General features: G+C 69.3%; 6 protein-coding genes and 1 rRNA gene. 1 reads left to right on the top strand and 6 read right to left on the bottom strand.

Annotation, left to right across the window (positions count from 1 at the left end; all coding sequences use genetic code 11):
- Positions 1-81: ribosomal RNA gene (locus tag APR04_RS27235) — 16S ribosomal RNA — on the bottom strand; the annotation flags it as partial.
- 710 nt (positions 82-791) lie between these two features.
- Here APR04_RS27235 and APR04_RS27230 point away from each other — a divergent pair.
- On the top strand, positions 792-1,454 hold the full coding sequence (locus APR04_RS27230; protein WP_253876987.1) for a GNAT family N-acetyltransferase: 663 nt from the start codon (positions 792-794) through the stop codon (positions 1,452-1,454).
- A gap of 71 nt (positions 1,455-1,525) precedes the next feature.
- On the opposite strand, the gene APR04_RS27225 is transcribed toward APR04_RS27230, so the two are convergent.
- The 5 genes from APR04_RS27225 to APR04_RS27205 form a co-directional block, all read right to left on the bottom strand.
- Positions 1,526-2,533, bottom strand: coding sequence for a sugar phosphate isomerase/epimerase family protein (locus APR04_RS27225; RefSeq protein WP_253876985.1), 1,008 nt, complete (start codon positions 2,531-2,533; stop codon positions 1,526-1,528).
- Entirely contained in the window at positions 2,533-5,202 is a 2,670-nt protein-coding gene (locus APR04_RS27220; protein ID WP_253876983.1) for a PQQ-dependent sugar dehydrogenase, read from the bottom strand. The genes APR04_RS27225 and APR04_RS27220 overlap by 1 nt, the downstream gene beginning before the upstream one ends.
- A 163-nt stretch (positions 5,203-5,365) precedes the next feature.
- Positions 5,366-6,367 carry a sugar phosphate isomerase/epimerase family protein gene (locus tag APR04_RS27215; protein ID WP_253876978.1) on the bottom strand — a complete coding sequence of 334 codons (1,002 nt, stop codon included), beginning with the start codon at positions 6,365-6,367 and terminating at the stop codon, positions 5,366-5,368.
- Positions 6,368-6,431: 64 nt separating this feature from the next.
- Complete coding sequence (locus tag APR04_RS27210; protein WP_253876976.1) at positions 6,432-7,016, bottom strand: hypothetical protein; 585 nt, start codon at positions 7,014-7,016, stop codon at positions 6,432-6,434.
- Positions 7,017-7,099: 83 nt separating this feature from the next.
- On the bottom strand, positions 7,100-12,706 hold the full coding sequence (locus APR04_RS27205) for a ThuA domain-containing protein (RefSeq protein ID WP_253876974.1): 5,607 nt from the start codon (positions 12,704-12,706) through the stop codon (positions 7,100-7,102).
- Between the last annotated feature and the right edge of the window lie 37 nt (positions 12,707-12,743).

Below are 12,743 nucleotides of genomic sequence, written 5' to 3'. Positions count from 1 at the left end.
AGCTGAGCTTCACCGTTCGACTTGCATGTGTTAAGCACGCCACCAGCGTTCGTCCTGAGCCAGGATCAAACTCTCCATAAAAGAGAAACATCCACACCCACCCGAAGACGAGTGCGAACAATGATACCGGCCAGACCAATCTGATGATTAAGTCTGTCCAAACAACCCCTCACAGCACATGACCACACCAACCGAACGGTCAGCACAGCCACACCCACAAGGGTTAAAACATTGGCATTGACTATCAAGCACACTGTTGAGTTCTCAAACAACCGACGCACACCGTCAGATCCGCGATCTTTCCGATCGCTTCCCTGTCCGGGGCAGTTCCTCTAACCTACCAGATTCTTTCGGCCGATCAAATTCGCTTCCGTTTCAAGAACTGGAAGGAATTGCACCTGCCTGCCGAATCCGGCAACCACATCTGCTTCAGAGAGCACGAAGCTACCCGAATCTTCGATGTGGGTTTCAACCCCGGCGCGGCCACCCAACCGTTTCCAGTTGGTGTCCGTCTGCCCGGCGGGCTGACCTGGAGAACATTACACACGATCCCGCGTAGACGCCACTCCGCTCGGAGTGGCATGGGGCACACACTCTTTCCGCAGGTCAGAGCCTGTTTTTAACAGGCCATGACACGGGCGCGGAGTGCACTTGTGACGGGGGCCACGCCAGCCGGTTCCGGCATGCCCTCCCACGGGTACCGCCGACCTGCGGTTTTCCCACGCCACACCAGGATTTTCCCCTGCGGCCATCTCGCCCGCCCCCGAGACCCCACGTACTACGTTCGAACGGTGACATCCGAACCCGCGTCGGTGCCTTCCGCCGACACCGAGACACCCACAGCCGAGACACCCACAGCCCAGCGTGCAGCGCAGAGCACGACATCGACCGCCCCCGGGAGCAGGCCCGGCGTCGTGCGCCGGGCGACCGTCGATGACGCGGCCGAGGTCGCGTGGCTCGCCGCACTCACCTTCCCCCTGGCCTGCCCGCCCGAGGCCTCCACCCTCGAGATGGCCACCCACATCGCCCAGAAGCTGACGCCCGCGCGCTTCCGGGAGTGGGCGGCCAGCAACGCGCACGCACTGCTTGTGTACGACGACGGCACCGGGCTGCTCGGTTACGCCCTCCTGGCCCTCGGGGCTCCCGAGGGCGCTGCGGAGGCCGACGCCGTGCGGCGGGCGAGCGGACTCGAGGCCCCGTACGTCGAGCTGTCCAAGATCTACGTCCAGCCAGGCATGCAGGGCCGTGGCATCGCCGGCGAGCTCATGGGGGCCGCCTCCGACGCGGCGGCCGGGCTCGGCCCGGACCTGCCGTACTGGCTGGGGACGAACGCCCAGAACCTGCGTGCCCGAGCGTTCTACGGCAAGCACGGCTTCGAGATGATCGGGCGGCGCGCCTATGTGGTGGGCGGCCTTGAGCACGACGACGTGGTGCTCCTGCGCACCAGCCAGTAGGCCCGGGAACGCCGGTGAACGACAGAGGGGGTGTGGCCGACGCCGTCGGCCACACCCCCTCAAGCATCCGCTCAGCTGCGCCGGAGCGACCGAATCTCTACGTAGGAGCGCGCCGCGTTACCGAACGAGTCGACCGGGAAGCCCGGCGCCGGCGTCGACGCGGCGTTGTCCTGCTCCCAGATCCCGTGGCGCCGGCCGCCGCCGCCGAGCGCTGAGAGGAACTCGGCGTACGGCAGGTCGCCGGCCCCGAACTCCACGATGTCGTAGCCGCCGGAGTTCTCCGGGTTCACGTCACCGTCCTTGAGGTGCAGGAGCGGGTACCGGTGCGGGTTGCGCTTGACGTAGTCCACCGGCTCGAAGCCCGGGTACCGGTGCTGGCCCACGAACGCCCAGTAGACGTCCATCTCGAGGTACACCTTCGCGGGGTCGGTGTTGTCGTAGAAGACGTCGTACAGGCGCACGTCGGGGTTGTCCGTGGCGAAGCTGAACTCGCCGTCGTGGTTGTGCTGGTAGAACTTCAGCCCGCGGGCCGTCGCCGCCTCGCCGAACCCGTTGAACTGCTCGGCAGCGGCGAGGTAGCCGGCGACGGTGCGGTCAGAGGTCGGCGCGTTGGCCGTACCCACGTGCGGCATGCCCAGGATCTGGGCCGTGTCGAGCTCCTGCTCGAGGTTGTTCACGAAGTCCCCGATACCGCGGTGGGCGCCGACGGCGCACAGGCCGTTGTCGTCCAGCAGCTGCCGGATCTCCTGCGGCGTGATCGGCCCGGCCTGGCCCTGCGAGTACCCGGCGAACTCGATCTCGGCGTAGCCCATGGCCGAGAGCCGCTCGAACACCTTGCGGAAGCCGAGCGAGGAGACCTTGTCCCGGATCGAGTACAGCTGGATCCCGATCTGGCCCGGCGGGACGAGCACCCGGCCCTTGCCCGCGGTGGTGGCAGCGGCCCCCGCCGTCGGGGCGAGGACGGAGGCCGCGGCGCTGCCCGCGAGGGCCGCGCCGGCGAGCGACGCCGCACCGACGGCTACGGTGCCGCCGGCCAGCCTCAGGAAGTTCCTGCGGTCGACATCAGTGCGTGATTCCATCACTGCTCTCCTTCGGTACGAGCGGCCAGTTCGAGCGGCCCGGTCGGGCCGGTCATGTTCTCTGCTGCTGCCGGGGGCGTCCCCACGCCCTCGCCAACCATCGTCACCGCGTCGACGTCGAGCGTGCCGTTCGTGGTGACGTACAGCGTTCCGGTGCCCTCGGGGGCGTCGAACGCGAGCGCGAGGTCCTTCCACGTCTGCCCGCTGCGCACCTTGGCGGTGGCGAACGGCTTGGCGGTCGGCGAGTCCCAGCGCAGCTGGACCTTGCCCTTGCCGCGGACCGTGGCGGTGGCGCTGTCGATGCCGGTGAGGTTCACCGGGGTGAAGCCGACGGAGTCGCCCTTCTTCAGGCCGGTCACGTAGGCGCCGGCCGATGCCGCATCGTCGGCGACGACCTCCACGCCGTCTCCGACCGCGTGCTCCGCCTGCTGCAGCTTGGGGTTCAGCTGCACCGTGGCCTCACCGGTGGCGGGCGGCAGGCCGTTCGCCCCGCTGTCCGTGTAGGTGACCACCACTGCGCCGTACAGGTGGGCGCCCGGGCCGTGCTCCGGTGAGTTGGGGTCGGTGGGGAACACGCCGGTGCAGCCGGTCCCGGAGACCTCCGGGTGGGCGTGCTCGTCGTGGCCGAGGCCGTACGACCACGACACCCGGTCGCACACCGTCTCGGCGCCGTCCTCGGCGTCCTGCGTGGTCACCTGGAAGGGCACATCGGCGCCCCAGTCGAAGAAGCCGCCGTCGGCCGGGAACTCCACGGTGACCTCTGGTGCCTGGTTGCCCACGCTGATCTCGCGGGACGTGAGCGTGAACTTGCCGCTCTCGTCGGTGACCCGCAGGCGCGCGGTGTAGACGTCGAGCTCGGTGTAGGTGTGCGTGGTCTCGGCGCCGGTGGCGTCGAACGTGCCGTCGCCGTCGAGGTCCCACTCGTAGGTGAGGGTGTCACCGTCGGGGTCGGTGGACCCGGTGGCGTCGAACGCGACCTCCAGCGGAGCCTCGGACGACGATCCCGGCGTGGTCGTGAACCGCGCCTGCGGCGCCTTGTTCCCCTCGGCGTAGTCGATGCGGTAGAGCCCCGAGTCGGGGTTCTGCCGGAAGAAGCCGTCGCCGTACTCGAGCACGTAGAGGGACCCGTCCGGGCCGAACTCGAGGTCGATCGGGTTGTCGTGCGTCTTCATGCCTGCGGCCTCGACGGCGCTGTTCGGGAAGAAGTCCTCGACCTCGCCGACCTCGAAGGTGGACCAGTCCACGCTGAGCGCCGCGTAGTAGTCCTGGGAGAACTCGCCGAAGAACGCCTTGCTGTCCCAGTACTCGGGGAACTTGCCCGGCGCCGTGCTCTCGGCGTCGTAGTGGTACACCGGGCCACCCATCGGGGCCTGGCCGGATCCGGCGCCGAAGCTCACGAACTCGTCACGCGGCTGCTGGCCCGGCTGGTCGCCGTAGTGCACGGTCGCAGCGCGAGCAGCGGGCAGCTCGGTGAGGCCCGTGTTCCAGCGGGAGTTGTTCTGCGGCGCCGCGCAGTCGAAGAACTCGCCAGGTGTGGCGGTCTCGAAGTCCCAGTCGTTGTAGGCGGCATTCGGTCCGTGGCAGTACGGCCAGCCGGAGTTGTGCGGGTCGTCGAGGCCGACGGCGTTCCACTCCACGTAGCCCATCGGCCCGCGGTCGGGGTTCGCCGAGCCGGCGTCGGGCCCGTAGTCACCCCAGGTCAGGGAGTTCGTCTCCGGGTCGACCTCGATGCGGAACGGGTTGCGCACGCCCATCACGAAGATCTCGGGCCGAGTCTTCTCCGTCCCGGGGGCGAAGAGGTTCCCCGCCGGGATGTCGTAGGTGCTGCCCTCGCCGGGAGCCGTGCCGGCCGGGATGTCGTCCTTCACGTCGATCCGCAGGATCTTGCCCCGCAGGTCGTTCGTGTTGCCCGCACCGCGACGCGAGTCGAAGCCCGGGTTCATCCCCGGCGCGTCGTTGTTCGGGGCATACCCGCCGGCGCCCGGCGTACCGGCCGGCGTGTTGTCACCGGTGGACAGGTAGAGGTTGCCCTCGGCGTCAAAATCGATGTCCGCACCGACGTGGCAGCACTGGCCGCGCTGCACCTCGATGTCGAGGATCGGCTGCTCCGACGCCAGGTCGAGAGAGTCACCGGTCCACGTGAACTTGGCGAGGCGGTTCACGCCCACCCACTGGTCCCAGTAGCTCTCGTCCTCGCCTGCGGGCAGCGAGTTGGGCGCGTTGCCCGACGGCGTGTCGGCCACCCCGTCACCATCGGCGTCCCGCGGCGCGTACACGACGTAGACCTCGTTGCTCGTGGCGAAGTCCGGTGCCAGGGCGATGCCCTGCAGGCCGTCCTCCGAGTTCGCGTAGACATCGATGGTGCCGGCGAGCTTGGTGACCCCGGTGGCCGGGTCGGTCACCCGCACGTCGCCGTTGCGGGCCGTGTGCAGCACCCTCTTGTCCGGCAGCACCGCCATGTCGATCGGTTCACCGACGTCCTTGGTGAGCAGGACCTTCTCGTAGTTGCCCCAGTCGGTGTCTGCGGCAGCCGCCGCCTCGACGTCCGGAGCCTCGTGGGCGGCGGCCGACGGCGTGGCCAGGAGCGCCACACCGACCAGCGAGGTCGCGGCGAGCGCCGCCACCGTCTTCTTTCGTCGCGCGTGCGCACGATCCTGAATACTCTTCATACGTGATTCGGCTCCTCATCGAGTTGGTCACTTCGGCCGGGTCTCGCTCGCATCGATTCGTTCGAGGCCCGGTCCGTCGGTGCTCTTGCGGCACCGACGCCTGAGCGCGGTACCGGTTCGTGCTGTGTGGTGCGGGTGTACCTCCTGGTCAGCGTGGTGAGCGTCAGCGGGTCGAGAAGGCGGCGTCGAACGCCGAGTCGGGGGCGTCGTACGCGTGGGAGCGCACGAACTCGAGCGCCTCCGGAGCGCCGACGAGGCGGTCCATGCCCGCGTCCTCCCACTCCACGGAGATCGGGCCGTCGTAGCCGATCGTGTTGAGCATCCGGAACGCGTCCTCCCAGGGGACGTCGCCGTGCCCGGTGGAGACGAAGTCCCAGCCGCGGCGTGGGTCCCCCCAAGGCAGGTGCGAGCCCGTGCGGCCGTTGCGGCCGTTCGCCATCCGCTTCTTCGTGTCCTTGCAGTCCACGTGGTAGATCCGGTCCTTGAAGTCCCAGAGGAAGCTGACTGGGTCCAGGTCCTGCCACACCATGTGGCTCGGGTCCCAGTTCAGGCCGAACGCCTCGCGGTGGCCGATCGCCTCGAGCGTCCGGACGGTGGTCCAGTAGTCGTAGGCGATCTCGCTGGGGTGCACCTCGTGGGCGAACTTGACCCCTACCTCGTCGAACACGTCGAGGATCGGGTTCCAGCGGTCGGCGAAGTCCTGGTAGCCGGCCTCGATCGCGGCGTCGGAGACGGGCGGGAACATCGCCACGTACTTCCAGATCGCCGAGCCGGTGAACCCGATGACCGTCTTGACCCCGAGCTTCGCGGCCAGCCGGGCGGTGTTCTTCATCTCCTCGGCGGCGCGCTGCCGGACGCCCTCCGGGTCGCCGTCGCCCCACACCCGGTCCGACACGATGTCGCGGTGCCGCTGGTCGATCGGGTCGTCGCAGACCGCCTGGCCCTTGAGGTGGTTCGAGATCGCCCACACCTTCAGGCCGTGCCGCTCCAGCAGCTCCAGGCGCCCGGCGACGTACTCGTCGTCGTCCCAGCGCCACGGGTCGAGGTGGTCGCCCCAGCAGGCCAGCTCGAGTCCGTCGTAGCCCCACTCCGCTGCGAGGCGCGCCACCTCCTCGAGCGGCAGGTCGGCCCACTGGCCGGTGAACAGGGTGATCGGTCGTGTCATCTTTGTTCTTTCCTGTTGTGCGTGACGATCCGGCGTCGCCGGTCGTATGCCCATGGGTCTTCGGTCACGCCGTCCGTCGACGCAGGACGACGACGGCCGCCACCCCCGCGGCGACGACGAGCGCCCCCAGCGCCCAACCGGTCCAACTTCCCGGCAGACCGCTCGACGACCCGTCGTCGGTGGCCGCCAGGCCGGCGGCGCCCGCCTCGGTCGTGATCTCTGCGGTATCCGGACCGGCCGACGCGGGTTCGGACGGCGGAGCGGACGGCGGCGGGACGACATCGATCTCGACCTCGACCTTCGCCTTCCGCGGTTCCGTGACCCGCGCGGTCACCGTCCAGTGCCCCTCGTCGAGCAGCGCGGGCTCCGAGCGGTACCAGCCGACGCCTTCCGACGCGGAGACGAGGGTGACGGGGCCGACCTCCTCGCCGGTGTCGGAGACCGCACGCACCACCACGATGGCCGACTCCTCGACAGGATGCCCGTCACCGGCCCAGGTCACCGCCGCGGAGACACCGCCACCACCATCCGTGCCGAGCTCGATGTCGATCTTGCCGCCGTGCGCGGCAGCCGGAGCCATGGCGGCAGGCGCGACGGCAAGCCCGAGCACCAGCAGGAGCACCGCACCGCAGCGCGTGAAACGTTCCATGTTCGTTCCCCTTCGAATCGAGAAGGCTGACGGCCCCGCGGGGCGGGGCGTGCACCGGCAGGCCGGCGCACGCCCCCGGTCACTCAGTCACACCTCTCTTCGACGGTGACGACGATGCTTGCCTTGCCGGACCGCAGGAGCTTCCAGTCCCCCGTGGCCGTCAGGTCGGCGCCGGTGGCCGGCGAGGCGGTCACCCGGTAGTCGCCCGGAGCGAGGTCGCCCAGGTCTCGTACCTTGCCGCGCGGCGAGCCGTCGACCCAGCGGTGCACGGTGTAGCTGCGCACTCCCGGAAGCACGACCGGATCGATCGAGCCACCGGCGTCACACGTCGCTGCCTTCACCAAGATGTCCGGTGTGTTCGGGTCCGGGCACTCCGGTTCCTCGAGCGTCACGAGAAGCACGGCGAGCCCGTTGTCGCGGACCTGCCAACCACCCTCACCGACGAGGACGTACCCGTCGGCAGGTCGGGCCTCGATCCGGTACCTCCCGGGAGCCACGTCGTCGAGGTCGTTCACACGGTCAGCGGCGGTGCCGTCGACCCACTCCCGCACGACGTAGGACTCCACGCCTGCCACCTGGGCGGTGACCAGCGCACCGCCGGTGACGACCTCGGCTCCCGAGGCGTCGTACGAGCACGTCGGTTGGACGATCTCGACCGCGGGTATCGCCTCGACGGCCGGCTCTGCGATCGTGAGCTCCAGGGTCTCGCCGACCACGGTCTCCCCGTCCACCGAGGCCCGCACCTGGACGGTGTGGGCGCCGGGCGCCGAGATCTCCAACGGCGCCGTGTACTCGGCCCAGCCCTCGTCGTCGACGTTGACCTCCCGGTACACCTGGGCGCCGTCCGGACCGCCTGAGGTCTCCACCGTGACGGTCACCGGTCCGAGCCACTTCCCGTCCGGGCCGTCCGGTTCTGCCGGCGACAACGTGCCGGTCACCTCGAGCGGCTCGGTGGCGTCAGCCGTCCGGAAATGCTCGAACGTCGCCGTGGCAACCGACTGCTGAGCCGCCCCGAGGGCGTACAGGCCCACCCGAGCATCCTCCAGCCCGTCGTGAGTCACCGGCTCGGCGAGCGCCGTCCAGTCCTCGCCGTCCGCGCTGTACTCACCGGTGAAGGTCGGCCCCTGCTTCGACAGCCGTAGGTGCCACACGGCCGACCCGAGGTCGTTCACGCTCGGCTGCGGGTCCTGCACCACGGCATCGACCTCGCTACGCAGCTCGATACGCTGTGCCACCGGGTCGCCCGCCGCGTTGTCGGTCACGAGGTCGAGCTTGACGTAGTTGTCGTCGTCCCCGTACACGATGAGACCGCCCTGCTGGTACTGCTGGTCGAAGTCCGACCCGTCCACCTGGGTCTCGACGGTCCAGTCATCTTCCGGCAGGTCCTGCACGACGATGTTCGGTGTGCTGGTGTTGCTGCCCGTGTAGATGTCCGTGGCGCTCGTATCGATCTCCAGCGCGCCCCCGGTCACCCGGTACCCCGTCGGGTCCTCCCGCACCACGTCCCAGCGGCAGGCATCGAGGGCGTCCCCGTCGAACTCGTCCGCTGGCCCGGAGGCCCCGGCCGTGTCGTCCGGAGTGATGTGGAACCAGTCGAACTGCGCGTCCACCACGTCCGCGGACGAGCCCGCACCGGCGAGCGCGGCGAGCCCGATCTGCGGGTCGTCGATGCCGGCGAGCGACTTGGTCTGCGGCATCTCTGTGAACTCCACGCCGTCCGCGGAGTACGACGCCGTCAGGTCCGCACCGTCGCTGCTCGCCAGGCGCACGTACACCGTGTCCGGGTACGCCTCGCCGAGAGCCGCGGTGTTGGAGTCACCGACCTCGTTCGGTGTGCCGCCCTCCTCACGGATGTACTGGAAGACGCGGGTGGCCGGGTCTGCAGGTGCCGAACGCCCCTGGATCACCATCTTCGCGTAGTTGTCCGCATCGCCGTAGATCAGCAGCCCGGCCTGCTGGTACTGCGCATAGGCCGGGATCGTGACCTTGGCCGTCGCGGTGAACGGGCCGTCCGGCAGGTCCTGCAGGACAAGGTTCGGCACTGCTGTGTTGTTCGTCCCGTAGAAGTCCGAGGCGCTCGCCGGGACCGTGAGGTTCCCGTCGGCGACCCGCAGGTCCTGGTTGCGGTCGAGCACCGTCCAGCGGTCCGGGTCGAGCTCGTCCCCGAGGAAGTCGTCCGACCGGCCCGACAGGCAGAGCTCCGGCTCCGGGACGATCCCGGTGACCTCCACCGTGGCGTACTCGATGGCGTAGGCGCCGCCCTCGTCGGTCACGCGCACCTGGAGCCGATAGGTGCCCGGCTCGTCGTAGGTGTGCTCGAGCGTGGACGTACCGCCCTCGACGAACCCGTCGCCGAGGCCGACGTCCCAGGCGTAGGACAGGTCGCCGGCCCCGTCCGGATCGGTGGCGTCGGCCGACGCGGTCACCGTCAACGGGGCGTCACCCGAGACCGGGTCGACCAGCAGCTCGACCTCCGGCCGTTCGTTATCGGTGACCCCGCGGCCGTCGATCTCCATCCAGTTGGCGTTGACGCCGCCGGAGAGCAGGACGAAGTGCAGCGAACCCGAGCCGGACGGCACGTCGGTCAGCTCGGTACCGGCATCCACGTACTGTTGCCAGCCGCCAGTGCCCGGCACCGTGATACGGCCGATCTCTGGACCGTCCGGCGCGTCCCAGCGCACCGAGACCTCCCCGCCGTCGACGCCGGAGGCGGCGCGCAGCGAGATCGCGTCGACACCGGCGAGGCCCACCGGCTCGTGCGCCCAGTAGTCACCGGGCTCGATGTACCCGATGTTCTGCCCGCCACCGGCGGTGTCGCCCGTCTCCTCGATCTGGACGCCCGGGTCACCGGTAGCGTCACCGATGCCATCGACGCGGCCCGTTCCGGTGAAGAACTCCGACTGGACCAGCTTGGGCTGCAGCACCTGCAGGTCGGTCGCCGTCAGCGGTGCGCCCGCCGCGCCACCGTCGTCGGTGTAGAACGCCTCGATCACCCAGAAGATGTTCGACTCGATGCCGTGGCCCTCGTCCCGGGCGGTCTGGATGACGCCCTCACAGCCAGTCAGCTCGTCGAACGGGTGGGCGTGGGAGTCGTGGCCGAGCGAGGTGAACAGCGAGACGTTCTCGCAGCTCACGTCGCCGTCGGGGTCGTCGACCGCGATCTCGTAGCGCACCTGGTCGCCCCACTCGAAGAAGCCACCGTTGTCGGGGAAGGTGATCGTCACCTCGGGGGCGATGTTGCCGACCACGATCGTCACGTTCGCCACCCCGGTCTGCCCCGCGGGGTCGGTGGCGACGAGCTGGGCGGTGTAGCGGCCGTTCTCCATGTACGTATGGGTCGGGTTCGCCTCGGTGCTCGGCTCCGACCCGTCGCCAAAGGTCCACTGCAGGCTGATCGGTTCCCCGGCCGGGTGGCGGGTGCCCTCCGACGAGAACTGCACGGTCAGTGGGGCCGCTCCGTCGGTCACGTCGGCAGAGGCCTGTGCGAGGGGTGCCGGGTCGCCCTTGACGTAGTTGACCCGGTACACGCCCGAGCTGTCGTTGTTCCCGCCGAAGCCGGAGCCCCAGTCGATGACGTACAGCGCACCGTCGGGTCCGAAGTCGAAGTCCATCGGCCGGTCGAACCCGGCCTCCGGGTCGAAGATCCCGGGCAGGGCCCGGTTGATGTCCACGAGCTCGTCCCGCTGCTCGCCGGCGAGCTGGAACGAGTACATCCGCCCCTGGTTCCACTCACCGAACAGCGCCTTGCCGTCCCAGTAGGCCGGCCACTTGACGTCGGACTCCAGCTCCGGGTCGTAGGAGTAGACCGGCCCACCCATCGGGGCGCCGCCGCCGCCGATCTCGGGGAACAGCGGGTTGGTCCCGTACCCGTACCAGACCTCCGCCTCGACGGCCGGCGGCAGCTGCGTGATGCCGGTGTTGTTCGGCGAGTCGTTCACCGGACCGCCTGCGCAGTCGAACGCCGCCCCGGACTGCCCCGTGGCGAAGTCGTAGGCGCGGTAGTCGGTGTTCGCCCCCGTGCAGTACGGCCAGCCGTAGAAGCCCGGCTCGCTCACGACGTTCCACTCGACCGTACCGGCCGGCCCGCGAGCGGCGCTGGCCGCCCCCGCGTCCGGACCGTAGTCGGCCACGAGCACGTTGCCTGATCCCGGGTCGACGCCGATCCGGAACGGGTTGCGGAAGCCCATCGCATAGATCTCGGGCAGCGTCTCCGCCTCGCCCGGAGCGAACATGTTGCCCTCGGGGATGGTGTACGAGCCGTCGTCCTGCGGCGTGATCCGCAGCACCTTGCCCCGCAGGTCGTTGCTGTTGGCCGACGTGCGCTGCGAGTCGTAGTTCTCCCGCCCGGCCCGCTCGTCCAGCGGCGCGTACCCCTGGGACTCGAACGGGTTGGTGTTGTCGCCGGTGGCCACGTACAGGTTGCCGTCAGCATCGAAGACCATGTCACCGCCCGCGTGGCAGCACGTCTCGCGCTGCGTCGGGATGATCAGCACGGTCTCCTCGGTGGCCGGGTCGATCGTGCCGGAGGCCGCGTCGTAGTCGAAGCGCGAGACCCGGTTGTGCGGACCGTCGTCGCCGACGTCCTGCGGGGACCAGAACAGGTAGACCCACCCGTTGGACGCGAAGTCAGGGTCGAGCACGACACCGGTCAGCCCGTCCTCGTTGGACTGGGTGACCGGCAGCGTCATCGCCGTGGTCGTGGTGTTCGACTCGGGGTCGATCGTCTGGACGCGGCCGTCGCGCTCGACGTAGAAGACGCTGCCGTCATCGGCCACGTCCAGCATCATCGGGTTGGCGGTGTCCTCGTCGAGCGGCACCATCTCGTAGCTGTTGCTCTGCGTCGCGGCACAGTCCGAGTCGACGACGCCTGCCGCGGTCTGCAGACCGCCCAGCAGGTGCTCGACGAACTCCGGCTCGGTGTACGAGGCGTCGGTGTGGCCACCGCCGGTGTACCAGGACCGGCCCCCGTCGTAGGCCTGGCACCAGGCGATCGGGTGATCGGCACCCATCGCGCCTGTGCCGGCGTCATAGGTGGACTCGTCCAGGGAAGCCAGGACGTGCACATCGTCGCGCGGGTTGGTCCGGAAGTTGTACCACTCGTCGTGGCGGTCCCAGCGGTCCGGCAGGTGCGCGGTGGAGCTGTGCGCGTGGTCCTCGACCTTGACGGTGGCGTCCTGGTTCTGCGGGTGCGAGCTGAAGTACGCCCCGACCAGCTCGCCGTACCAGGGCCACTCGTACTCCGTGTCGGACGCCGCGTGGATGCCCGCGTAGCCCCCGCCACCCTGGATGTACCGCTCGAACGCTGCCTGCTGCTCGCCGTTGAGCACGTCGCCCGTGGTGGACAGGAAGACGACCACCTCGTAGTCGGCGAGGCCCTCGTCGGTGAAGACGCCGGCGTCCTCCGTGGCGGTGACCGTGAAGTCGTTCGCCGCGCCGAGCTGCGTGATCGTCTCGATCCCTGCGGGGATCGAGCCGTGCCGGAAACCCGCCGTCTTCGAGAAGACGAGAGTGTCGAACGGCTCGGCTGCTGCATCGCCTGGTGCGGCGGCAACCTCGGCCTGCACGCCCTGGTTCGGTGCGGCGGCCGGTTGAGCCGCGGACGTCAGCGCCATGGGGATACCTAGCGCGGTCATGGCTGCTGCCGCGACCACCGGCCGCAGAACGCGGCGGGTTCGGTGCACGTTTCTCACCTGGAGCTCCTCATTGAGTCGGGTCAGTACTAGTGCA

Origin of the sequence: Promicromonospora umidemergens (genome assembly GCF_024171995.1) — a bacterium.
Taxonomy (GTDB): Bacteria; Actinomycetota; Actinomycetes; order Actinomycetales; family Cellulomonadaceae; genus Promicromonospora; species Promicromonospora umidemergens.
The sequence above is the reverse complement of the archived record's forward strand: the minus strand, read 5'-3'. Positions and strand labels throughout refer to the sequence as shown.

Excerpts from the sequence above, each read along its gene's own strand:
- APR04_RS27225 (WP_253876985.1), bottom strand. The coding sequence starts at position 2,533 with ATGGAATCACGCACTGATGTCGACCGCAGGAACTTCCTGAGGCTGGCC.
- APR04_RS27220 (WP_253876983.1), bottom strand. The coding sequence starts at position 5,202 with ATGAAGAGTATTCAGGATCGTGCGCACGCGCGACGAAAGAAGACGGTG.
- APR04_RS27215 (WP_253876978.1), bottom strand. The coding sequence starts at position 6,367 with ATGACACGACCGATCACCCTGTTCACCGGCCAGTGGGCCGACCTGCCG.
- APR04_RS27210 (WP_253876976.1), bottom strand. The coding sequence starts at position 7,016 with ATGGAACGTTTCACGCGCTGCGGTGCGGTGCTCCTGCTGGTGCTCGGG.